At 64.4% G+C, this 22,925-nt stretch carries 16 protein-coding genes and 1 tRNA gene; 8 read left to right on the top strand and 9 right to left on the bottom strand.

All coding sequences use genetic code 11. The features are described from left to right. Both dgoD and ACZ1A1_RS14180 read left to right on the top strand, forming a co-directional pair. Positions 1-559 (top strand): galactonate dehydratase (dgoD, locus tag ACZ1A1_RS14185; RefSeq protein WP_463619547.1); only part of this gene is annotated, 559 nt, incomplete at its 5' end. A gap of 104 nt (positions 560-663) precedes the next feature. After that, the gene (locus ACZ1A1_RS14180; protein WP_162911367.1) at positions 664-798 is read left to right on the top strand and encodes a lipoprotein; all 135 of its coding nucleotides are present in this window, start codon (positions 664-666) and stop codon (positions 796-798) included. 75 nt (positions 799-873) lie between these two features. Here ACZ1A1_RS14180 and ACZ1A1_RS14175 read toward each other — a convergent pair whose 3' ends face one another. The 3 genes from ACZ1A1_RS14175 to cpdR1 form a co-directional block, all read right to left on the bottom strand. Continuing rightward, complete coding sequence (locus ACZ1A1_RS14175; protein ID WP_463620408.1) at positions 874-2,358, bottom strand: nucleobase:cation symporter-2 family protein; 1,485 nt, start codon at positions 2,356-2,358, stop codon at positions 874-876. Between the two features lie 506 nt (positions 2,359-2,864). Beyond that, positions 2,865-2,939: transfer RNA gene (locus tag ACZ1A1_RS14170), tRNA-Val, on the bottom strand. A 95-nt stretch (positions 2,940-3,034) separates the two neighbouring features. Beyond that, positions 3,035-3,397, bottom strand: a complete 363-nt coding sequence (gene cpdR1, locus ACZ1A1_RS14165; protein WP_069061148.1) for a response regulator CpdR1 — start codon at positions 3,395-3,397, stop codon at positions 3,035-3,037. A gap of 190 nt (positions 3,398-3,587) precedes the next feature. Here cpdR1 and ACZ1A1_RS14160 point away from each other — a divergent pair, with 190 nt between their 5' ends. Beyond that, positions 3,588-4,472, top strand: coding sequence for an N-formylglutamate amidohydrolase (locus ACZ1A1_RS14160; RefSeq protein WP_313196449.1), 885 nt, complete (start codon positions 3,588-3,590; stop codon positions 4,470-4,472). Between the two features lie 228 nt (positions 4,473-4,700). Continuing rightward, positions 4,701-5,474: a histidinol-phosphatase gene (hisN, locus tag ACZ1A1_RS14155; protein WP_463620407.1), complete on the top strand. Its 774-nt coding sequence runs from the start codon at positions 4,701-4,703 to the stop codon at positions 5,472-5,474. A gap of 103 nt (positions 5,475-5,577) precedes the next feature. Here the strand turns inward: hisN and ACZ1A1_RS14150 are convergent, their stop codons facing one another. Then, positions 5,578-6,540, bottom strand: coding sequence for an alpha/beta fold hydrolase (locus tag ACZ1A1_RS14150; RefSeq protein WP_463620406.1), 963 nt, complete (start codon positions 6,538-6,540; stop codon positions 5,578-5,580). A gap of 452 nt (positions 6,541-6,992) precedes the next feature. Here ACZ1A1_RS14150 and ACZ1A1_RS14145 point away from each other — a divergent pair, with 452 nt between their 5' ends. Continuing rightward, positions 6,993-7,454, top strand: a complete 462-nt coding sequence (locus ACZ1A1_RS14145; RefSeq protein ID WP_313196452.1) for an Hsp20 family protein — start codon at positions 6,993-6,995, stop codon at positions 7,452-7,454. A 147-nt stretch (positions 7,455-7,601) separates the two neighbouring features. Here the strand turns inward: ACZ1A1_RS14145 and ACZ1A1_RS14140 are convergent, their stop codons facing one another. After that, positions 7,602-8,648, bottom strand: a complete 1,047-nt coding sequence (locus tag ACZ1A1_RS14140; RefSeq protein WP_463620405.1) for a threonine aldolase family protein — start codon at positions 8,646-8,648, stop codon at positions 7,602-7,604. Between the two features lie 514 nt (positions 8,649-9,162). Between ACZ1A1_RS14140 and gltB the strand changes: the two genes are divergently transcribed. Both gltB and ACZ1A1_RS14130 read left to right on the top strand, forming a co-directional pair. Next, positions 9,163-13,887 carry a glutamate synthase large subunit gene (gene gltB / locus ACZ1A1_RS14135; protein WP_463620404.1) on the top strand — a complete coding sequence of 1,575 codons (4,725 nt, stop codon included), beginning with the start codon at positions 9,163-9,165 and terminating at the stop codon, positions 13,885-13,887. Between the two features lie 218 nt (positions 13,888-14,105). Then, the gene (locus ACZ1A1_RS14130) at positions 14,106-15,563 is read left to right on the top strand and encodes a glutamate synthase subunit beta (RefSeq protein ID WP_203316076.1); all 1,458 of its coding nucleotides are present in this window, start codon (positions 14,106-14,108) and stop codon (positions 15,561-15,563) included. A gap of 563 nt (positions 15,564-16,126) precedes the next feature. Here the strand turns inward: ACZ1A1_RS14130 and ACZ1A1_RS14125 are convergent. Continuing rightward, complete coding sequence (locus tag ACZ1A1_RS14125; protein WP_463620403.1) at positions 16,127-17,281, bottom strand: SGNH/GDSL hydrolase family protein; 1,155 nt, start codon at positions 17,279-17,281, stop codon at positions 16,127-16,129. Positions 17,282-17,425: 144 nt separating this feature from the next. Beyond that, positions 17,426-18,649 carry a lytic murein transglycosylase gene (locus ACZ1A1_RS14120; RefSeq protein WP_313196457.1) on the bottom strand — a complete coding sequence of 408 codons (1,224 nt, stop codon included), beginning with the start codon at positions 18,647-18,649 and terminating at the stop codon, positions 17,426-17,428. Positions 18,650-18,849: 200 nt separating this feature from the next. Here ACZ1A1_RS14120 and galU point away from each other — a divergent pair, with 200 nt between their 5' ends. Further along, entirely contained in the window at positions 18,850-19,737 is an 888-nt protein-coding gene (gene galU / locus ACZ1A1_RS14115; protein ID WP_313196458.1) for a UTP--glucose-1-phosphate uridylyltransferase GalU, read from the top strand. Here the strand turns inward: galU and ACZ1A1_RS14110 are convergent, their stop codons facing one another. Both ACZ1A1_RS14110 and ACZ1A1_RS14105 read right to left on the bottom strand, forming a co-directional pair. Further along, entirely contained in the window at positions 19,738-21,228 is a 1,491-nt protein-coding gene (locus tag ACZ1A1_RS14110; RefSeq protein WP_463620402.1) for an outer membrane beta-barrel protein, read from the bottom strand. 326 nt (positions 21,229-21,554) lie between these two features. After that, on the bottom strand, positions 21,555-22,553 hold the full coding sequence (locus tag ACZ1A1_RS14105; protein ID WP_463620401.1) for a linear amide C-N hydrolase: 999 nt from the start codon (positions 22,551-22,553) through the stop codon (positions 21,555-21,557). Positions 22,554-22,925: the final 372 nt, after the last annotated feature.

Raw genomic sequence — 22,925 nt, 5'->3', positions numbered from 1 at the left:
CAAGGAACTCCAGCCCTACAACCTGATGTTCATCGAGGAGCCGGTGCTGTCGGAGAACCGCGAGGCGCTGAAGGAGATCGCCAACCATTGCTCGACGCCGATCGCGCTCGGGGAGCGGCTGTTCTCGCGCTGGGACTTCAAGTCGGTCCTCTCGGACGGCTATGTCGACATCCTCCAGCCGGACCTTTCGCATGCCGGGGGCATCACGGAATGCCGCAAGATCGCGGCGATGGCGGAAGCCTACGACGTGGCGCTGGCGCCGCATTGCCCGCTGGGCCCGATCGCGCTGGCCGCCTGCCTGCAGGTGGATGCCGTCTCCTACAATGCCTTCATCCAGGAGCAGAGCCTCGGCATCCACTACAACAAGGGCAACGACATCCTCGACTACATCTCCAACAAGGAGGTGTTCCACTATGCGGACGGTTTCGTGTCGATCCCGCAGGGGCCGGGCCTCGGCGTGGAGGTGGACGAGGCCTATGTCGTCGAGCGGGCCAAGGAAGGCCATCGCTGGCGCAACCCGATCTGGCGTCACGAGGACGGCAGCGTCGCCGAGTGGTGAAACACGAAAGCCCTGCTTCGTGCCGGGCTTTTCGTTTTGCGCCGCGGTGGACGGAATCGCTGCGAGCCCCTATGTGATAGGGGTACGTCACAAAGGAGAGAACAATGCGCCCCATCACGGGTTTCATCGTTGCCGCGCTGGCGGTTCTGGCGCTTGCCGGTTGCAGCACCACGGCGGCCGACAACACGACCTATGCCCGCCCGGCGGAAACCGGCGGCGTTCGCGTTCCGCTGAACTGATCGACGAGGTATCTACTCAAAGAAAAGCCGGCCCGTGGTGAACGGGCCGGCTTTCGTTTGTGAGGTCTTACGCCTTCAGTGGCTGTCGGCGAGGCGGGCCGCGTCGATAGCGGCGGACTGCTCGAACCGGACGCCGTTGAAGAAGGCGTTCAGGATGACGGCCGCGATGGAAGCGAGCACGATGCCCGATTCGATGATCGGGTGGATCGCATGCGGCATCCACATCAGGTAGTTCGGCGCCAGCAGCGGGATGAGGCCGAAGCCGACCGACACGGCAACCACGAAGAGGTTGTTGCGCGAGGTCTTGAAGTCGACCGTGGCGAGGATGCGCACGCCCGTCGCCGCGACCATGCCGAACATCACCAGGCCCGCGCCGCCGAGGACGAAGGTCGGCACGGCTTCCACCAGTGCGCCCATCTTCGGGATGAGGCCGAGCACGATCATGATCACGCCCGCCGCAACGCAGACATAGCGGCTCTTCACGCCCGTCACGCCGACGAGGCCGACATTCTGCGAGAAGCTCGTATAGGGGAAGGTGTTGAAGAGGCCGCCGATCATCGTGCCGATGCCGTCGACGCGAAGGCCGGCCGTCAGGGTCTGCTGCGACACGGTCCTGCCGGTGATCTCGCCAAGGGCGAGGAACATGCCGGTGGATTCGATCATGACCACGATCATCACGAGCGTCATGGTGGCGATCAGGATGGGATCGAAGATCGGCATGCCGAAGCGCAGCGGAGTGACGACGGCGAACCAGCCGGCATCGGCCACGCGGTCGAAATGCATCATGCCGAGCACGGCGGCGACCACGCAGCCGATGACCACGCCGCTGAGGACCGCGATGTTGCTGATGAGGCCGCGGCCGAAGCGGGCGATGACCAGGATGGAGACGAGCACGAGGGCCGAAAGCGCGATATGGCTCGGTTCCGCGTAGAAGGGGTTGGAAACCGTCGGCGCGAGCGAAAGCCCGTCCGGAATTGCCGGGCCGCCCGTCTCGGCGAGCTTCTTCATCTGCGCCAACCATTCGGCATGGCTGGGGTCGACCACCTTGGGCGCGGTGGGGCCGAAGGGATTGCCGAAGGTCCAGTTGATCCCGACGCGCATCAGCGACACGCCGATGACGAGGATGATGGTGCCGGTCACGACCGGCGGGAAGAAGCGCAGCAGCCGCCCCATGATCGGGGCGAGCAGGAACGCCACGAAGCCCGCGCCGATGATGGCGCCGAAGATCATGCGCGCCCCTTCCGTTCCGGGGGCAAGGGTCGCCATGGAGACCATGGGACCGACCGAAGCGAAGGTGACGCCCATCATGACCGGCATCTTGATGCCGACATGGCGCGTGACGCCGAGTGACTGGATGATGGTGACGAGGCCGCAGACGAAGAGGTCGGCGGAAATCAGGAAGGCGACGTCCTGCGGGCTGAGCTGCAGGGCGCGGCCGACGATGAGCGGAACCGCGACGGCGCCGCCATACATGACGAGTACGTGTTGAATGCCCAGCGTCGCGAGCCTGCCCACGGGCAGCTTCTCGTCCACCGGCTGTATGCTGGATGCGTCGCTCATGGATCCTCCCATCACATCGACTGTCCAATGCCCGTCCTCCAACGGGGTGCGCTATCTTTGGGAGCGGGGCGGACGGTCGCAAGCTTAGCCCGGGAATAAACACTTTACGGTTTCCCAGGGTAATCGGGCGGGCGGGATGATGCGCCGCACGCCGGCATTTTCCGCAATTCGGATGGAATTTCACCGGCTTGACACCGGTTTTCGCCCCTGTGCGCTACTTGAACCGGCCGTCATTTGATCCCAAAACAAGGCGAGCCGTCAACTCTTTCCTGCACGGCATATGTGTATTTCCGCGCGGCGGCCGAAAGGGTACCGGAAGAGGGCGGACGGGCCGGAAAACCCGCCTGAAGCCAAGGCCATGATTCTTGGGAAAGACGCGTGGCGAATCTCGCCGGGACGGCGGCATATCCACAGCGGAGGGGAGGGCCGATTCGACGTTTCGGCCGTTCGCGGGACCGGAAAAGCAAAAGGCCTTCCGGTTTCCCGAAAGGCCTTTGGGTATCGAATGGTGGGCGTGACAGGGATTGAACCTGTGACCCCTACGATGTCAACGTAGTGCTCTCCCGCTGAGCTACACGCCCATTCGATGAGGCGCATAGACCACAAAACATCCGGCGGCGTCAATAGGCTTTTCGAAGCTTTTTTTGCGCGCCGTTTCTGCGGTCTTTTCCGGGCCTTAGGCGGCCAGCATCTTGTTGACCTCGTCGACGAGATCGCGCAGGTGGAACGGTTTGGAAAGGACTTTTGCGTCCTTCGGAGCCTTGGAATCCGGGTTCAGCGCCACGGCGGCAAAACCGGTGATGAACATGACCTTGAGGTCGGGGTCGAGCTCGGTGGCGCGGCGCGCCAGCTCGATGCCGTCCATCTCGGGCATCACGATGTCGGTGAGCAGCAGCGAGAAGGGTTCTTCGCGCAGCCGGTCATATGCACTGGCGCCGTTGTCGTAGGACAGCACCTGGTAGCCCGCCTTTTCGAGCGCCTTCACGAGGAAGCGGCGCATGTCGTTATCGTCTTCGGCGAGGAGAATCTTGGGTGTCATGGAATCCGGGAACCGTTGCTAAGGTTGTCTGCCCACGGAGGGGCGGTGCTGTTACGAAATCTCATTCCGGTAAATATCCGGTGAATGTGGCAGGGCAAGCCCAAGGCCGCCGGTTCTCAGTATGGACACGCGCGCACGCGGCTGGCAACATGGGCGCGGCAATGACTTTCAGGCATGGTAAAGGACGGCAATGGCGGAGGCTCTGAGCGAAAACAGCCACTTCGAAGTGCTGGAGCCGGTTTCGCAGAGCGTGCCCCTCGTCTTCAATTCGCCGCATAGCGGGCGCCGTTATCCACAGGGCTTTGTCGAACAGTCGCGCCTCGACGCGCTCGGCATCCGCCGCTCGGAAGACCATTATGTCGACGAGCTCTTCTCGGTTGCCCCCGCGCTCGGCGCGCCGATGCTGATCGCGCATTTCCCGCGCGCCTGGCTCGACGTCAACCGCGAGCCCTACGAACTCGATCCGCGCATGTTCGACGGGCCGCTGCCGTCCTATGCCAACATCAATTCCATCCGCGTCGCGGGCGGGCTCGGCACGGTGCCGCGGGTCGTGGCGGAGAACATGGAAATCTACCGCCACCGCTTTCCCGTGGAAGAGGCGCTGGACCGGGTGGAGAACGTCTACAAGCCCTATCATGCGTGCCTGCGCCGGCTCGTGGTGCGCACCCACGTGGCCTTCGGCTTCGCGGTGCTCATCGACTGCCATTCGATGCCCGGCAATATCCGCGTCGCGGGCAGCGGCATGCGGCCGGATTTCATCATCGGCGACCGCTACGGCACCAGCGCCTCGGGCGAGCTTTCGCGCGTCGCCATGCGGCTTCTCGAGGACATGGGCTTTTCCGTCGTGCGCAACAAGCCCTATGCCGGCGGCTTCATCACCGAGCATTACGGCCGGCCGGCCAAGGGGCTGCACGCCCTGCAGATCGAGGTGAACCGCGGCCTCTATGTCGACGAGACGACGCTCGCCAAGAGGCCCGATTTCGCGGTGCTGCAGACGGCGATCTCCGCCTTCCTACAGGACTTTTCCGACCATGTGGAGGAATATGCCGCGGACCGGGCGCTCGCCGCCGAATAAGCCGGCCTTTCCTTCCAAAAAAAACCGCGCAGGCTGCGCGGTTAAAGTCTAGGGAGGAAACACCCAAGAGTGGGTATTCACAGTCACGGATGACTGTGAGGAAAAGGTAATATTGCACTGCACAAATGTCAAGCGGCGCCGCGAATGGCCGCCTGCCTCTCTGCGGTTCCGTTTTCCCCATCGATGCAGTATGGAGGAACGCTATGCCACTCCCGCCGAGAGATCCCCATGCTGCCTGATCGCGCCTTCTTCGACCGCCTTGCCGATGCCGCAAGGAAGGAAACCCTGCCGCGCTTCCGCGTCGGCGCCGATGTCGTCAACAAGGAGGCCGCCGGCTTCGATCCGGTGACGGAGGGCGACCGCGCCGCCGAGGCGGCCATCCGTGCCATCATCGAGGAGCAGTTTCCCGGCCACGGCATTCTCGGCGAGGAGCACGGCTCGGTCGGCCTCGACCGGGAATATGTCTGGGTGATCGACCCGATCGACGGCACGCGCGCCTTCATTTCCGGCGTTCCGGTCTGGGGCACGCTGATCGGCCTTTACCGCAACGGCGAAGCGGTGATGGGCCTCGTCGACCAGCCCTTCACCGGCGAGCGCTACTTTGCCGATGGCGAGGTCTCCCGCTATGCCGGGCCGGACGGCAGCAAGGTGCTGTCGACGCGTTCGTGTGAAAGCCTTGCGGATGCGATCATGTTCACGACGTCGCCGCATCTCTTCACCGAGAGCCGCAAGACCCGCTTCGAGGCCGTGCAGGACAAGGTGCGGCTCTTCCGCTACGGCGTCGACTGCTATGCCTATGCGCTGCTGGCCGCCGGCCATATCGACCTCGTCGTCGAATGCGGGCTGAAGCCCTACGATGTCGGCGGCCTCATCCCGGTCATCGAGCAGGCGGGCGGCATCATTACCGCCTGGGACGGCGGCCCGGCGGAAATGGGCGGCGAGATCATCGCCGCCGGCAGCCGCAAGGTCTATGACGAGGCGATGGCGCTTCTCAGGGCCTGAGGTGTTTTAGAGCAGTTCCAGCAAAAGTGCGCAGCGGTTTTGCGTCCGGAATTGCGTTAAAGAGTTAGAGCGTTTTCGCGATTCGGAGAAAAGCGGAAATGCTCTAGGCGCCGAGGCTGGTTTCCTCGGCGTCGCTTCCCGGAATGAAGGCTTCGATCGCGGCCAGCGCCTGGGCGCGGTAGCGATCGGCCTCCTGCAGCAGTTCGTGGCGCGCGCCGTCGATCTCGATGAGCCGGGCGGCGCGGAAGATGCGCGCGAGATCGCCAACGGCCTTGCGCGGCACGAGCGGATCGGCCGTCGGGCAAAGCAGCAGCGTGGGAATGCGGATGCGCGTCAGGTGATCCTGATGCGTCACGCGGCCCATGGTCTTCAGCGCCTCGTTCAGCCAGCGCGCGGTCGGCCAGCTGATCCCAAGCTCGGGATGCTCGGCATAGATGGCGGCGTTGCGGGCGAAGCGCCGCGCATCGGAGGTCACGACGTTATGTTCGAATTCCAGCGAGGGATCGCCCTTGCGGAAGGTGCGCTTGCCAAGGCCGGTCAGCGAGGCCAGCCGCGCGATGACGGCGATCTGGCGCTGGCTCATCGACTGGCCGGCGAGCGCGATGAAGGGCGCGATGAGCACCATGCGCTCGATGCGGTTTTCCAGCTCCGGCGCCATCGACAGGGCGACGAGCGCCCCGGTGGAATGGGCGACGATGTAGAAGGGCAGGCGCGCGTCCGGCAGCACGATCTTTTCCAGGAAGAGCGAGAGATCGGCCTCGTATTCGGCGAAGCGGGTGACGTGGCCGGCGCGATTGCCGGGAATGAGCCGGCCGGAGCCGGCCTGGCCGCGCCAGTCGAAGGTGGCGACCCACAGGCCGCGCGCGGTCAGGTCGTTGATGGTTTCGAAATATTTCTCGATGCACTCGCTGCGGCCCTGCAGCAGCACGACGGTTCCCCTGGCCTCGCGCTCCTCCGAGCGGAACACCGCGTAGCGCAGCTTCACGCCGCCCCGGCCTTCCAGGAGGCCGGCGAAATGGTTTTCCGGGACGGGATTGTCGGCGGTGGCGTAAAGGATGGAATCCATCGGGCGGGCTGTCTCGGCGACGATTTGCTTGTTCGATGGATAGGCGCTGGCTCCCGCGCCGTCAAAGAAAAAAGCCGGACGCATGCGGCACGGGGGTGGCAACACATGCAGTCCGGCATAATTTAACCGGGGAGGAAGGGACGTTACACCCCGGTCGTCGAAAGTATTCGCTTCCGATGCTGCCGTTCTAGCAAGGTCAAGCTGAACGCTATCCGAAACCGCCGTTCATTTGGCGTTCATCTCGAAATTTTTTCGAAACCGCCGATTTTCACGCGCCGCGAACCTCTTGAACGGGCCGGAAGCCATTCCCATCTCATCCTCACGGGCGCCGAAAGGGTCCGTCGAGGCTGCCGTCGCCAGAATGGGGCGGAGGCCGGATGAACCGGGCTGACCCTTCGGAAATCAGGGCAGCCTTCTTGAAGACCGCAACCGTTGCTCTGAAGGAGGACACCATGCGTCACGTCGATTTCTCCCCCCTCTACCGTTCCACCGTCGGTTTCGACCGTCTCTTCACCATGCTCGACAGCCTCGGCCAGCCGGACCAGAGCCAGAGCTATCCGCCCTACAATATCGAGCGTACCGGCGAAAACACCTATCGCATCACCATGGCGGTCGCCGGTTTCGACGAGAGCGAACTGTCGATCGAAGCGCGTGAACATGCGCTGACCGTCAAGGGCGAGAAGAAGGACGAAGCGTCCGATGAGAGCCAGTATCTCTACCGCGGCATCGCCAAGCGCGCCTTCGAGCGCCGCTTCCAGCTCGCCGACCACGTGGAAGTGCGCGCCGCTTCGCTGAAGAACGGCCTCCTCCACATCGATCTCCTTCGCGAGATCCCGGAAGCCGCCAAGCCCCGCCGTATCGAGATCGCCGCCATCGGCCGCGAAGCCAAGCAGATCGAAGCGCAGACCAACTGAGCGTTTCGTTCGGGAATGAAGGGGGCGGTGCCGCAAGGCACCGCCTTTTTTGTTGGCGAAGCCCCTCATCCGGCCTGCCGGCCACCTTCTCCCCGCTTGCGGGAAGAAGCTCGCGGCAGCGGGATGAGGGGCCTCGCCCTTCCGCGATCACAGCGCCGACAGGAAGCTGTCGACGTCTGCTTCCGTCGCCGCGAAGCTGGTGACGAGGCGGATGAGGGTTTCGTCGTCGCGCATCGTCGCCTTCAGGTCCGGGCCGGCCGGCCAGTCGTAGAAGGTGGCGCCTTTCTCCCTGAGCGCCTTCAAGGCCTCGTTGGGCAGGATGGCGAAGAGTTCGTTCGAGCCGGTCGGCCAGGCGAGGCGGGCCTTGCCCGATGCGGCGAAACCTTCGGCGAGGCGGCTTGCCATGGCATTGGAATGGCGGGCGAGCTTCAGCCAGAGGTCATTGCGGAAATAGGCGTCGAACTGGGCGGCGATGAAGCGCGACTTGGAGAAGAGCTGGGCCGAGCGCTTGCGCAGGAAATGCATCTGCTGGGCCCTGGCCGGATCGAAGAGAACCAGCGCCTCGGCGCACCAGCAGCCGTTCTTGGTACCGCCGAAGGAGAGGATGTCCACGCCGCGCTTCCAGGTCATTTCCGCCGGTGTCGCGCCGAGATGGACGAGGGCATTGGCGAAGCGCGCGCCGTCCATGTGCAGCGGCAGGCCGGCCTTCTTCGTCACGTCGGAAAGGGCGGCGATCTCGTCCAGCGTATAGGCGGTGCCGGCTTCCGTCGCCTGGGTGATGGTGACGGCCATCGGCTGGCCGCCATGCACGAAATTCGGCGGGAAGCGGCCGATGGCGGCGGCGAGCGCCTCGGGCGAAAGCTTGCCGGCGGGGCCGTCGATGGGCACGAGCTTCGAGCCGGTCGCGAAGAATTCCGGCGCGTTGCATTCGTCGACGTTCACATGCGCCTCGCGGTGGCAGAAGACCTGCCCGCCCGGCCGGTTGAAGCTGGCGAGCGCCAGCGAGTTCGCCGCGGTGCCGGTTCCCACGAAGAAGACGGCCACCTCCCGCTCGAAAATCTCCGAAAAGGACTTTTCCACACGCTTGTCGAGGTCGCTCGTGCCATAGGCCGAGGCAAAGCCGCCGGCGGCCTCCACGAGACTTCCTGCGATGTCGGGATGGGCGCCTGCCCAGTTGTCGGAAGCGAAAAACATGCGGTTTCCAATGCGGTTGAGGGCTTTTGCGGACCATAATGGAGAAAAAACGGCGATCAATCGCCGGATTTGGCCCAAAGTCCCGTTTTCCTCGAAAATGAAAGGAACGGAAACAAAGCGCCGGGCGCCCGTAATTTAATTTCAAGCGGCGGAATGTGCGGGCAATTTTTCTTCATGATGTGGTGATTATTTGGCATGATGGCCTTGCGGGGTGGGGGCGTTTCTGGCATAGAGCCCATGAAATAGGACAGGCTTGCTGTCCTATTTCGGTCTAGAGACCGACAAGGCCCCCGCCGCTTGCGGTGTGGTGCCGAAAATGGCGCGGGCGGGAGTGCGAACTTCCCGATGCCCGGACGCCCCGACGGTTCTCCACGACCCCTTGCCCGGTCGGCCGTCACCCTTTCGGTCGCATCGGGTTCATCGCAGCAGACGCCCGCGCTCCGGCATGCCAAGGCAGGCAGCCGTCACATGGGCGAAACGAATGCCCGCCGATGCGGGCCCACGGAGAGAGACAATGGTGGTGAAGACTCAAGCACATGATTATCGGCAGACCCGGGCGCAGACCACTGCGACGGGCGCCAAGACGCGCGCTTCCACACCGGGCCTGCCGAAAAAACAAGGACTCTACGATCCGCGCAACGAACACGATGCCTGCGGCGTCGGCTTCGTCGCGCATCTGAAAGGCAAGAAGTCGCACCAGATCGTCAAGGACGGGCTTTTCATGCTCGAGAACCTGACGCATCGCGGCGCCGTCGGCGCGGATCCGCTGATGGGCGACGGTGCGGGCATTCTCGTCCAGATACCGGACCGCTTCTTCCGCGAGGAGATGGCAAGGCAGGGCATTACGCTGCCCAAGGCAGGCGAATATGCCGTCGGCCACATCTTCATGCCGCAGGACGAAAAGCTGGTCGAGTATTTCAAGACGGTCATCGCCGACGTCGTCGCCGAAGAGGGGCAGGTCCTCATCGGCTTCCGCGACGTGCCGGTCGACAATTCCTCGCTCTCCAAGGCCCCCGAAATCGCCGCCACCGAGCCGCGCCATGTGCAGGTCTTCGTCGGCGCGGGCCGCGAGGCCGCGACCAACGACGAGTTCGAGCGCCGGCTCTTCACCCTGCGCAAGGTGATCTCCAACCGCATCTATGACGAATACGAGGGCGAGGAGAGCAACTTCTACCCCGTCTCGCTCTCCTCGACGACCATCGTCTACAAGGGCATGTTCCTCGCCTACCAGGTGGGCGCCTATTACAAGGACCTCGCCGATCCGCGCTTCGAATCGGCCGTCGCCCTCGTGCACCAGCGCTTCTCGACCAACACCTTCCCGTCGTGGAAGCTGGCGCATCCCTACCGGATGGTCGCCCATAACGGCGAGATCAACACGCTGCGCGGCAACGTCAACTGGATGGCGGCCCGCCAGGCCTCCGTCTCCTCGCCGCTCTTCGGCGAGGACATCACCAAGCTCTGGCCGATCTCCTACGAGGGCCAGTCGGATACGGCCTGCTTCGACAACGCGCTCGAATTTCTGGTGCGCGGCGGCTATTCCATGGCGCATGCCGTGATGATGCTGATCCCCGAGGCCTGGGCCGGCAACCAGCTCATGAGCCCCGAGCGCAAGGCGTTCTACGAATACCACGCCGCCCTGATGGAGCCGTGGGACGGTCCCGCCGCCGTCGCCTTCACCGATGGCCGCCAGATCGGCGCGACCCTCGACCGCAACGGCCTGCGTCCCGCCCGCTACCTCGTCACCGACGACGACCGCGTGATCCTCGCCTCCGAGGCCGGCACGCTGCCGGTCAAGGAAGAGAGCATCGTCAGGAAGTGGCGCCTGCAGCCGGGCAAGATGCTGCTCATCGACATGGAAGAGGGCCGCATCATCTCCGACGAGGAGGTGAAGTCCGCGCTCGCCGACAAGCACCCCTATCGCGACTGGCTCGACAACACGCAGATCATCCTGGAAGACCTCGGTCCGGTCGAGCCGCGGGCGCTGCGCCGCGACGTGTCGCTGCGCGACCGCCAGCAGGCCTTCGGCTATACCCAGGAGGACACCCGCCTGCTGATGTCGCCGATGGCGACGACGGGGCAGGAGGCGATCGGCTCCATGGGCACGGACACGCCGATCTCGGCCATGTCCGACAAGACCAAGCTGCTCTACACCTATTTCAAGCAGAACTTCGCGCAGGTGACGAACCCGCCCATCGACCCGATCCGCGAGGAACTGGTCATGAGCCTCGTTTCCTTCATCGGCCCGCGCCCGAACATCCTCGACCATGGCGGCGCGGCGAAGGCCAAGCGCATGGAAGTGCGCCAGCCGATCCTGACCAACGGGGACCTCGAAAAGATCCGCTCCATCGGCCATGTCGAGGACCGCTTCGACACCAAGACGCTGGACTTCACCTATGACGTCTCGCGCGGCGCGGACGGCATGCCGGAAATGCTCGACAGGCTCTGCGAGCGCGCCGAGCAGGCCGTGACCTCCGGCTACAACATCATCGTGCTCTCCGACCGCCAGATCGGGCCGGACCGCGTGGCGATCCCGGCGCTCTTGGCGACCGCCGCCGTGCACCATCACCTCATCCGCAAGGGGCTGCGCACCTCGGTCGGCCTCGTCGTGGAGACCGGCGAGCCGCGCGAGGTGCACCATTTCTGCCTTCTCGCCGGCTACGGCGCGGAAGCGATCAATCCGTATCTCGCCTTCGACACGCTCACCGACATGCACAAGCGCGGCGAGTTTCCGAAGGAGGTCGATGCGGAAGAGGTCGTCTATCGCTACATCAAGGCCATCGGGAAGGGCATCCTGAAGGTCATGTCCAAGATGGGCATCTCGACCTACCAGTCCTATTGCGGCGCGCAGATATTCGACGCCATCGGGCTTTCGTCCGAGCTGGTGGACAAGTATTTCTTCGGCACGGCGACGACCATCGAGGGCATCGGCCTCGACGAGATCGCCAAGGAGACCTTCAACCGCCACAAGGCCGCCTTCGGCCGCGATCCGCTGCTCGCCAACACGCTCGATATCGGCGGCGAATATGCCTATCGCATGCGCGGCGAGGAACATGCCTGGACGCCCGACGTCGTCGCGTCCCTCCAGCATGCGGTGCGGGGCAACGCGGTCGACCGCTACAAGGAATTCGCCGAACTGGTGAACGCCTCGTCGCTGCGCATGAACACGATCCGTGGCCTCTTCTCGATCAAGGGCGCGGACGCGCTCGGCCGCAAGCCGATCTCCATCGACGAGGTCGAGCCGGCGGTGGACATCGTCAAGCGCTTCTCGACGGGGGCGATGTCCTTCGGCTCGATCAGCCGTGAGGCGCATACGACGCTCGCCGTCGCCATGAACCGGATCGGCGGCAAGTCGAATACCGGCGAGGGCGGCGAGGAAGCCGACCGCTACCTGCCGCTGCCGGACGGCTCTTCCAACCCCGAGCGTTCGGCGATCAAGCAGATCGCGTCCGGCCGCTTCGGCGTGACGACCGAGTATCTGGTCAATGCGGATATGCTGCAGATCAAGGTCGCGCAGGGTGCCAAGCCCGGCGAGGGCGGCCAGCTTCCCGGCCACAAGGTGGATGCGACGGTCGCCAAGACCCGTCACTCGACGCCGGGTGTCGGCCTCATCTCGCCGCCGCCGCATCACGATATCTATTCCATCGAGGATCTGGCGCAGCTCATCTACGATCTGAAGAACGTCAACCCGGAGGCCGATATCTCGGTCAAGCTCGTCTCGGAAGTCGGCGTCGGCACGGTCGCCGCCGGCGTTGCCAAGGCGCGCGCGGACCATATCACCATTGCCGGCTTCGACGGCGGCACGGGCGCTTCGCCGCTCACCTCGCTGAAGCATGCCGGCTCCCCGTGGGAGATCGGCCTTGCCGAGACGCACCAGACGCTGGTGCTCAACAAGCTGCGCTCGCGCATCGCGCTACAGGTCGACGGCGGCCTGAAGACCGGCCGTGACGTCGTGATCGGCGCGCTCCTCGGCGCGGACGAGTTCGGCTTTGCCACCGCGCCGCTGATCGCGGCCGGCTGCATCATGATGCGCAAGTGCCACCTCAACACCTGTCCGGTGGGGGTCGCGACGCAGGACCCGGTTCTGCGCAAGCGCTTCAAGGGCACGCCCGAGCATGTCATCAACTACTTCTTTTTCGTCGCCGAAGAGGTGCGCGAAATCCTGGCCTCGCTCGGCGTCCGCTCGCTGAACGAGATCATCGGCGCCTCGGAACTCCTGGAGAAGGAGAGGATGATCTCGCACTGGAAGGCCAACGGCCTCGACTTCTCCCGCATCTTCCACAAGGTCGATGCGCCGAAGGAGGCGACCTACTGGACCGAGCGTCAGAACCATCCGATCCATGACATCCTCGACCGCAAGCTGATCGAGGAAGCCAGGCCCGCGCTCGAAAAGAAGACGCCCGTTTCCTTCGCGGTCGATATCAAGAACGTCGACCGCTCGGCCGGGGCGATGCTCTCCGGCGAGGTCGCCAAGCGCTACGGCTTCAAGGGCCTGAAGGACGACACGATCTCCGTGACGCTCAACGGCACGGCCGGCCAGTCCTTCGGTGCCTTCCTTGCCCGCGGCATCACCTTCGATCTCGTCGGCGCCGGCAACGACTATGTCGGCAAGGGCCTTTCGGGCGGGCGCATCATCGTGCGGCCGCCGGCAGACAATCGCGCTGTGCCGCATGAATCGATCATCGTCGGCAACACCGTGCTCTACGGCGCGATCGCGGGCGAGTGCTACTTCAACGGGGTGGCCGGCGAACGCTTCGCCGTGCGCAATTCCGGTGCCGTCGCGGTCGTCGAGGGCGTGGGCGACCATGGCTGCGAATACATGACGGGCGGCGTCGTCGTCGTCATCGGCCAGACGGGGCGCAACTTCGCGGCCGGCATGTCCGGGGGCGTCGCCTATGTGCTGGACGAGGCCGGCGATTTCGCCCGCCGGTGTAACATGGCGATGGTCGAGCTGGAGCCGGTGCCGGAAGAGGACGACATGCTGGAGAAGCTGCACCACCACGGTGGCGACCTCATGCACAAGGGCATGGTTGATGTCTCCGACGACATGACGCGCCATGACGAGGAGCGTCTCTATCAGCTCGTCTCGAACCACCTGCACTATACGGGTTCGCCGCGGGCGCGTGAGATCCTCGACAAATGGGCCGAGTATCGTCCGAAATTCCGCAAGGTGATGCCGGTCGAGTATCGCCGCGCGCTCGAAGAGATGGAGCGCATGAGGATGGGGGTCGCTGCCGAGTGAGGCAGCTTTAGCCCCTCATCCGCCTGCCGGCACCTTCTCCCTGTGAACGGGGAGGAGGGATGTGTGGCAAGGCGGTGCGACATCTGCCTTCTCCCCGCTTGCGGGGAGAAGGTCGCGGCAGCGGGATGAGGGGCTTCCCCCCGTCAATGCCTGCCGCGCGGTGTTCCCTTTTGCGCCCGAAGCGCTCGTTGAAACAGTATAAGATTCAGGATATCACAATGGGCAAGGTAACTGGTTTCATGGAAATCGACCGGCAGGTGATGAAGTATCAGCCGGCCTCCGACCGCATCCGCCATTTCCGCGAATTCACCATCCCGATGTCGGACCCCGAAGTGCAGAAGCAGGCCGCGCGCTGCATGGACTGCGGCATTCCCTATTGCCACGGTCCGACCGGGTGTCCGGTGCACAACCAGATCCCGGACTGGAACGACCTCGTCTACAACGGCAATTGGGAAGAGGCGATCCGCAACCTGCACTCGACCAACAACTTCCCGGAATTCACCGGCCGCGTCTGCCCGGCACCCTGCGAGGAGGCCTGCACGCTGAACCTTGAGGACACCCCGGTCTCCATCAAGACCGTCGAGCAGGCGATTGCCGACAAGGCCTATGAGATGGGCTACATCGTGCCGCAGCCGGCGACGGTGAAGACCGGCAAGAAGGTCGCCGTCATCGGCTCCGGCCCCTCCGGCATGGCGGCTGCCCAGCAACTCGCCCGCGCCGGCCACGAGGTCCATCTCTACGAGCGCGAATCCAAGGCCGGCGGCCTGCTGCGCTACGGCATCCCGGACTTCAAGATGGAGAAGAACTTCATCGACCGCCGCGTCGACCAGATGCGCGGCGAGGGCGTCACCTTCCATTACGGCGTCAATGTCGGCGTCGACAAGCCGATGGACGAGATGCTCGCCGAGCACGATGCCGTGCTCTATTGCGGCGGCTCGGAAACGCCGCGCGATGCCGGCATTCCGGGCGTCGACTTTGCCGGCGTGCACGATGCCATGCCCTATCTCGTGCAGCAGAACCGCCGCGTCGGCCGCGAGAATGTCGACAGTGTCGGCTGGCCGTCCGATCCGATCCTTGCCGGCGGCAAGCATGTCGTCGTCGTCGGCGGCGGCGATACCGCGTCGGACTGCGTCGGCACCGCCTTCCGCCAGGGCGCGGTGAAGGTCACCCAGCTCGACATCCGCCCGCAGCCGCCGGAAAAGGAAGACAAGCTCGCCGTCTGGCCCTTCTGGGCGACGAAGATGCGCACCTCCTCCTCGCAGGCCGAAGGCGCGGTGCGCGAGTTCCAGGTCGGGACGCTCGAATTCGTCGGCGACGAGGACGGTGTGCTGACGGGCGTCAAGTGCTGCCAGGTGGACGACCGCCGCAAGCCGATCGCCGGCACGGAGTTCATCATCAAGGCGGACCTCGCCTTCATCGCCATCGGCTTCCGTGGCCCCTTCACCGACAGCGTGCTGAAGGATCTCGGCGACCGGCTGACGATCAACACCGACAAGCGCGGTTCCTCGAACGTCGTCGCTAACGACCGCGACTACAAGACCTCGGTCGACAAGCTCTGGACCGCCGGCGACGTGCGCCGCGGCCAGTCGCTGGTCGTCTGGGCGATCCGCGAGGGCCGGCAGGCGGCGCGGGCCATCGACGAGGCGCTGATGGGGTCCACCACGCTGCCGCGGTGAGGTTCGACAGGGGCCAGGATTTGAGAGGGCGCGCCTTCATGCCGGCGCGCCTTCATGCGTTCTCGGGCTCCATGCGACTTCCAAGGGCTGCTTCTGCCAAGCCCGTGCACCTCTCCTCCGTCATCCTCGGGCTTGCCCCGAGGATCCATAGCCGCCTTTGCGTATGTGGATGGATGGTCGGGTCAAGCCCGACCATGACTAGAGAAAGGTGGGTGGGCTTGGCGGGAGCAGCCCGCTTTGCAAGATTTGCGGAGCGCCGTGACTTGCCGCGGTGGGAAGACCCCTCCCCAACCCCTCCCCACAAGGGGGAGGGCTTACGGTGCCGCGCCCTTTGCATTTCATTTTGAACGATGAGCACGCCTTCCGCTTTCTCCCCCCTTGTGGGGGAGATGCCGGCAGGCAGAGGGGGTGGCCCCGCGAAGCAGGGGCATTACTCGGGAAGACCCCTCCCTAAATCCCTCCCCGCAAGGGGGAGGGACTTAACGTGCCGCATCCTCTGCATTTCATTTCGAACGATGAGCAAGCCTCCCGCTTACCGGCAGGCAGAAGGGGGACTTTGTTCCCTACGGCGTTGCCGTCTTGTCCAGCCGGAAATCGTCCACGCGGCCGAGCGGCGCATCGGCGGTCTCGCCCTTTTCCACCAGCTTGTCGCGCAGGCTCTTGCCGGTGCCCTTGATCGGCGTGCCGCCGAGGAGGGCGGTGCCGCCATCCAGCGCCGGATCGGCGAGGCTGATGGGCTGGGTCTTGGTGATCTCGGCGTCTTCCGCCGGGGGCGTCGCGACGACGAGATCCTTGAGATCGCCCTGCAGGCCCGGGCCGTCGGCGGCGGCGTCGCCGAGCAGGCGGCGGATTTCCTTTTCCACGTAGAAGGCGAGCTTGCGCTTGCCGGCCTTGGTGAAGTTGATGCCGTCGGAGCCGCGCAGGCGTACCTGCTGGCCGTTGATGTCGGAGCCGGAAATGACGAATTTGCCGTCCTCGTCGACGAAGCCGTCCCAGATGTCGACGAACTCGCCGCCGGCCTTCTCCGCGCCCGCGCGATAGAGATTGTTGAGCGTCGTCATGTCCGCCGTCAGCGCGGAGGACTGGAAGGGCGGCATGCCCATCCAGAGCAGCGGCTTGCCGTCCTGCCGGGCGAGCGCCGCGATGCGCGCGACGCGCGCCTCGTATTCCCTGGTCCAGGCGTCGGAGCGGAACTTCTCCTTCTCGTCGGCAACCGCCATCTGCTGGCGGTCGTTGGCGCCCATGCTGACGACGATGAGGGCCGGCTGGGTTTCCGCGATCAGGGCGGGAAGCGAGGCGGGCCAGTTGTAATAGTCCTCGCGCACGATGCCGGAGGAGCCGTTGGTGCGGCGCTCGACGCGGATGCCCGGTGTCGTCTCGAAGGCGGCGTCGAGGCCGTCGCCGAGGCTGCCGGCGATGAAGTCGCCGACGACGAGCACCACCTTGGCGTCGGGCAGCTTCTCGACCGGCGGCGGCTCGGCCTTCTTCGCGACCGTTGGCGCCGGCTTCTTCTTGCGGATGACGGTGCGCGGCTTCTGGATCTGCGGCTCGGGCTCGACGACCTTGCGCTTCGGCGTGCCGAAGAGAAGCTCGAGGATCGTCTTGCGCTCGCGGCGCTGCTCCTGCGCGCCCGCGGGCAGGGAGGTGACGACGACGCTTACGGCCGCCACCAGCGCGAGGGCGAGGCGCACAATCGGGGTGGTCGTCATCCTTGTCATCGTGAAGGCTCCGTTCTCGCCGCGATCCTGCGGCCGGTCGGTGGCGGCATGATGGCAAATGCCGGCGGCGAGCGGAAGCACCCGCCAGTGAAAAGGGGCGCCGCAGCGCCCCTCAGCCTGTCGGGAAACCGCGTTCGCGCCCGGTCAGCGGCGCAGCGCGCGCAGGAGCTGCTGGCTCGGCTCGCCGTCGGCGGCAAGGCCCATGCGGTTCTGGAAGGCCTGGATGGCGGCCTTGGAGCCGGAGCCGAAATTGCCGTCGACCTCGCCCTCGTAATAGCCGAGTTCCTTGAGGCGGGTCTGGAGCTCGAATTTCTCCGTGATGTCGAGCGCGCCGTCGGGGCGCGGCCAGCGCTGCTTGACGCCGCCATAGCCGGCGATCTGGTCGGCCAGCATGCCGACGCCCATCGCGTAGGAATCGGATGCGTTGTAGCGCTTGATGACGAAGAAGTTCTTGGTCATCAGGAAGCCCGGCCCGCCGTTCGCCGGCAGCTTGAGCTCGGCCCGGTCGGTGCCGTTCTTGAAGCCGTTGCCGCCCGGGCGCGTGAAGCCGAGCTTGGCCCATTGGGCGAGCGTCTTCGTCTGGCCGGAATATTTGTTGCCGCCCTGCGGCACGACGATCTCGTAGCCCCAGGTCTTGCCGGCCTGCCAGCCGTTCTTGGCAAGCAGGTTCGCGGCGGTCGCCAGCGCGTCCGGCACGGAGTTCCAGATGTCGCGGTGGCCGTTGCCGTCCGCGTCGATCGCATAGAGCAGGTAGCTCGTCGGGATGAACTGGGTGTGGCCCATGGCGCCGGCCCAGGAGCCGGTCATGTCGGCGGCGTCGATGTCGCCGCGCTGGATGATCTTGAGGGCGGCGATGAGCTGCTTGCGCGCATAGTTCGCCCGCTTGGAATCGGCATAGGCAAGCGTCGCCAGCGCGCGCGGCACGTAATGCAGCCGGTCGTCCTTCTTCAGCACGGCGCCGTAGTTGGATTCCATCGACCAGATGGCGAGCAGCACGTTGCGGTCGACGCCGAAATGCCGCTCCAGCGCGGCGAGCGTGCGGCCGTGCTTGGCCGCCATCTCGCGGCCGATCTTCACCGTGTAGGGGTTCACGCGCGAATCGAGATAGTCCCAGATCTTGTTGGTGAATTCAGGCTGGTAGGTCGCCTTCTGGATCACGTCGGGATCGGGCGTCTTCACGCCGGCAAAGGCCTTCTGGTAGGTCGCCTTGCTGATGCCGGCGTCGGCCGCCGTGGCATAGAAATCGGCAATCCATTTCTGGAAGCGGGGATCGGCCGCGCGGGCCATGGATGCCTGCGCGAGGAGCCCTGCCGACAGAAGAAGGGTGAGCGCGGATCGGCGCAGAACGGTTCTCAGATTCTGTGTCATCAGCTGTCGTGTCCGTTTCCTAAATTTCGGGACGGTGGCGTGGAACCACCGGCTGAACGCAAAACTTATAAAAACGAAGTCAACAAATTCTTTACCATCAAACTTTTGCCGCGTCTCTCTTTGTAAAAAAATAGCAATTGGCTTCTAATTGGGCTCGGCTAGGCCCAGGCCATGAGGACGTGGGCACAACGAGGTGAATAATGTCGCAGACACGTAAGGTTCGCAAAGCAGTCTTTCCAGTGGCGGGCCTCGGCACCCGCTTCCTTCCGGCCACCAAGGCCGTTCCGAAGGAAATGCTGACCGTCGTGGACAAGCCCGTGATCCAGTATGTCGTCGACGAGGCGCTGGATGCCGGCATCGAGCACCTGATCTTCGTGACGGGCCGCTCCAAGGCGGTCATCGAGGATTATTTCGACATCCAGGTCGAGCTGGAGCAGACGCTGCGCCAGCGCAACAAGACGGCCGAGCTGACGCTGCTCGAAAGCATCCTGCCGGTTGCCGGCTCCACCAGCTTCACCCGCCAGCAGGAGCCGCTCGGCCTCGGCCATGCCGTCTGGTGCGCCCGCGAGCTGGTTGGCAACGAACCCTTCGCCCTGCTCCTGCCCGACATGATCATGAAGGCGGAGAAGGGCTGCATGAAGGGCATGGTCGAGCTCTTCGAAGAGAGCGGCGCGAATGTCATCGCCGTCGAGGAATGCGCGCCCGACCAGGCGCACAAATACGGCATCGTCGGCGTCGGCGAGAAGATCGGCGATGGCTTCGCCATCACACAGATGGTCGAGAAGCCGGCGAAGGGCACCGCGCCTTCCAACTTCTTCATCAACGGCCGCTACATTCTCCAGCCGGAAATCTTCCCGATCCTTTCCACGCAGGAGCGCGGCGCGGGCAACGAGATCCAGCTTACCGACGCCATGGTGAAGCTTGCCGACAGCCAGAAGTTCGCCGCCTATCATTTCCGCGGCGAGACCTATGACTGCGGCGCCAAGGATGGCTTCATCCTCGCCAATATCGCCTTCGCGCTCGCCCGTGCGGATATCCGCCCGGCCGTCGAGGGCCCGCTGAAGCAGCTCGTCGCGGGCCTCAGGTAATCAGCGGCGAAGGACAAGGCCGATGCCGGCACGCGTGATGCCGGTATCGGAGGCGCCCGACTGGCGCGTCACCTCGTAGGAGACGTCGCCGGTCATCGCCAGCCAGCGGTTGATGTTCCAGGTAAGGCCCGCGCCGACCAGATAGATGTTCTGGTTGGCGGTGCCCGACGTGGAGAAATCGCGCAGCGTATAGGCCGCGCTGAGGCGCGCCACGAGATTGTCGCGCAGCTCATGCGTCAGGTCGGCTGTCGTGCCGTAGGAGACGTAGCCGCTTTCGCCGCTCGTGGAAGATGGCTCCAGATCCGTGCGCAGGCCGAGCCTCAGGTCGGTGCCGCGCTGCGGCGACCATTGGACGGCGCCGTCCACGGTGAGCCCTTCGAGGGCGGCGAGGCGGCTGTCGTCGAATTTGGCGCGCCTGTAGCCGGCGCCGAGATCGCCGCGCAGCTTTTCCCCGAGATCGATTTCCACGCCCGCCCGCGCGCCGAGTATCGAAGCAGATCGGTCGTATTGCAGTAATATGTCCTGTTTCTTGTCGTAGATTGCCCGTCCGACGGAGGCTTCGAGGTACGGGATCAGGGCCGGTGAAAGTTCGTAGCCGATGCGGCCCGTCAGCGTGCCCTCGGTGTAGTTGCGGTCGGAATGGTCTTCCTTACTGCCGTTCGCAAGGGTTGCTGCACCATAAATCCGCCGCTGGACGTCTGCGCCGAGCGTGCCTCGGATCAGGCCGAAATCGCGCGTGACGCTGGCCCCGCCCGTCAGCGTCTGCACGCCGGACTGGGCGCTGGCGCCGCTGACGGCATTCGGATCGGTGGAGCTTTCGCGCTCGAACGCATAGCCGCCGGTGATATGGGCGATGGTGTTATCGCTGAGGTCGAGCCGGAGGTCGCCGTTCACCCGCGCCTGCGGCTCGGTTTCCCCCGTGCCGCTGATATTGCGCTGGTAGACGCCCTCGGCATCGATGGTGAGCTGGTGGCGCGACCAGTCGGAGGTGAGCGAGCCGCGGAAGCCGGTCTGGGAATAGCTGCGGCTCGTCGTGGTGGTGCCGCTCTTCGTGCGCTCGAAGCCGATGCCCTGCGTGATCGAGGGGCGCAGGATGAACGTGCCGACGCGGACGCCGATCGGCTCGTAGGGATCGCCGAGCCGGCTGTTGCGGACCCCACTGAGGCTGTTTTCCCGCTGGTTCAGCCGCTCGGCCCGCCGCTCGACGATGCCGTCGCGGTCGCCGGCGTCCGAAAGCGCGGCCACCGCCTCGTCGCTGAGGGCGGGGCGCGGCGTCGTGGCCGTCGTGGTGGCGTCGGTCGTGTCGGGGTTTTCCGCGGCTCCCGTCGAAGGATCCGTGGTTCCCGTCGCCAGCGCCTCAAGGGCGGAGGGCGTGAGGGAGTTCGCCTGCTGGGCGGCGGCAGGAACGGCGGCGAGCACGGTGCCGGCGAGCAGAAGCCCGGCCAGTCGCCGTCTCGGGCGGGGCACCAGCGCCTCGCGTTCCATTGCCATTGCCTCTGCCATGATGGGGCCTGCGATTCTCGAATTTCGCAAGCGGGCATGAAGTCCAACGTTATTTCGCATATACGAGCGCATCGCTCGTAAAATATTGAAAAATATCGTTATTCTTCATGCCGTCGCTCATGGTGGCACTCTATTGGCGAAGAGTTAGTTTATGGTTAACAGGTAGTGAAAATCTGCAGGTGCATCTTTTCCGTTTAGCCTGCCCTGGGGTAAAGGCACTGCGTATAGCTCTCTCTACGAAACATGCTGCCCTTTCTGCCGCCCGATTCCGCTTGTGCTTGCAAGTGACTTGCCTGGACGATGTATCCTACGCTTCATATTCCAAGAAACTTGAACGGTTCGGCTTCCCTGAACTGGTCGTTGGCCATGCCGGCGTAGATGTTCGTCTGGTTGGGGCCGAGGTCGAGCTTCCTCACTTTTCCGGTCTCTTCCGAAAGGTCCAGTTTCGTCAGGTCGACCCAGAAGACGTTCGGCGTGAGTGCCGATTCGAAGAAGTAGAGCTTGCGTTTGTGGTCCGCCACGGTCCGCCAGCGCGTCGACGAGATGTTGGGCTGGTCCGGTGTCGTGATGCCGAAGGGTACGGAGACGTTGCGGATCACGCTAAAGGTGCTTGCAATGGCCTCGACCGGATTTTCCGCCTTGGGAATCGCGTTCACATAGAAGGACGCCCGCGCGAAACGGTCTGCGGCCCGGTTCGTGCCTGGCAGCATGACGGTGCCGCCGATCTGCTTCCAGTAGGCATCGAGTGCGAGCTGTTCGTCGAAGATCGGGGAATTGGTCATCACCTGATAGTCGCGGCTGTGATGAATGACCTGCTTGCCGTCGATATATTCGATGATCGCGCTGTCACCGCTGGCGTCCGAGAGCGAGAGGTGCAGGGTCGCAAGCCGTTCCTCGCCCGGCACCTTGTCGGTGACGATGGTGAACGGCTCCTTCGCCAGCGTATCGACCGCCTCCTGCACGCTGGCAAAATTGTCGAGGACATATTGCGCCCAGGCTGCCAGCGACAGGCCGGGCGTCTTGCCGTCATAGTCGGGATAGGAGGACTCGACGAGCCACAGGACGTTGGCGACGAGACCCGCGTCGTTCATGCCGTCCGTCGTCGAGATGTCATAGCCCGAGGCGATGACGCTGCCGTATTTCGAGACCCATTCCACCGAATTTGGCCCGGCTTCGCCGGACCGCTTCATGCCGCGCGGGAACACCCATAGATTGGTGCCGACGTCGAGCTTCCAATCCATGGAGCGCGCCGTGATCACCTGATCGGCCGCGCCGAGATAGACGAAGCGCGTGCAGGCGTCGGCGGTGGACATCGCTATGCCCGTCGAGAGGAGGATGGTTGCGCAACCGGCAAAAAAAGAGTTCTTTTTCAAGATCATGATCCTACCTCTGGTGCATGTTCCGTAGACGGTTCCAGTGGATGCCATGAGCCTGTCATTGCGAATGGAAGTCAAGATGGCTGGGTTTATTGATTGAATTTTGTGCGCTTGGCATAAGGCAATCCTTGAGCGAGGAGAGGAATGCCAGTCGTCCCGGCTTGAAATGCCGATATGCCGTCAGCTCGAAGGGGAAGGTTCTTTGAACGGATACGCCATCATCCTTGCGATCGGTGTATTTTGCGGTGGCGCCAATGCGCTTTTCGCCCTCCGCTCCGCGATGGACAGGAACGGGCAAAAACGCTAACG

The organism is Shinella sp. R2-11 (genome assembly GCF_055330205.1).
Note: the sequence above shows the minus strand (reverse complement) of the source record. Positions and strands in the feature narration are given on the sequence as shown.

Excerpts from the sequence above, each read along its gene's own strand:
- ACZ1A1_RS14120 (WP_313196457.1), bottom strand. The coding sequence starts at position 18,649 with ATGACACAGAATCTGAGAACCGTTCTGCGCCGATCCGCGCTCACCCTT.
- ACZ1A1_RS14105 (WP_463620401.1), bottom strand. The coding sequence starts at position 22,553 with ATGTCCACCGCCGACGCCTGCACGCGCTTCGTCTATCTCGGCGCGGCC.
- ACZ1A1_RS14130 (WP_203316076.1), top strand. The coding sequence starts at position 14,106 with ATGGGCAAGGTAACTGGTTTCATGGAAATCGACCGGCAGGTGATGAAG.
- ACZ1A1_RS14160 (WP_313196449.1), top strand. The coding sequence starts at position 3,588 with ATGGCGGAGGCTCTGAGCGAAAACAGCCACTTCGAAGTGCTGGAGCCG.
- ACZ1A1_RS14140 (WP_463620405.1), bottom strand. The coding sequence starts at position 8,648 with ATGTTTTTCGCTTCCGACAACTGGGCAGGCGCCCATCCCGACATCGCA.
- ACZ1A1_RS14110 (WP_463620402.1), bottom strand. The coding sequence starts at position 21,228 with ATGGCAATGGAACGCGAGGCGCTGGTGCCCCGCCCGAGACGGCGACTG.
- ACZ1A1_RS14150 (WP_463620406.1), bottom strand. The coding sequence starts at position 6,540 with ATGGATTCCATCCTTTACGCCACCGCCGACAATCCCGTCCCGGAAAAC.
- ACZ1A1_RS14145 (WP_313196452.1), top strand. The coding sequence starts at position 6,993 with ATGCGTCACGTCGATTTCTCCCCCCTCTACCGTTCCACCGTCGGTTTC.
- galU (WP_313196458.1), top strand. The coding sequence starts at position 18,850 with ATGTCGCAGACACGTAAGGTTCGCAAAGCAGTCTTTCCAGTGGCGGGC.
- ACZ1A1_RS14125 (WP_463620403.1), bottom strand. The coding sequence starts at position 17,281 with ATGACAAGGATGACGACCACCCCGATTGTGCGCCTCGCCCTCGCGCTG.
- gltB (WP_463620404.1), top strand. The coding sequence starts at position 9,163 with ATGGTGGTGAAGACTCAAGCACATGATTATCGGCAGACCCGGGCGCAG.
- ACZ1A1_RS14175 (WP_463620408.1), bottom strand. The coding sequence starts at position 2,358 with ATGAGCGACGCATCCAGCATACAGCCGGTGGACGAGAAGCTGCCCGTG.
- ACZ1A1_RS14180 (WP_162911367.1), top strand. The coding sequence starts at position 664 with ATGCGCCCCATCACGGGTTTCATCGTTGCCGCGCTGGCGGTTCTGGCG.
- cpdR1 (WP_069061148.1), bottom strand. The coding sequence starts at position 3,397 with ATGACACCCAAGATTCTCCTCGCCGAAGACGATAACGACATGCGCCGC.
- hisN (WP_463620407.1), top strand. The coding sequence starts at position 4,701 with ATGCTGCCTGATCGCGCCTTCTTCGACCGCCTTGCCGATGCCGCAAGG.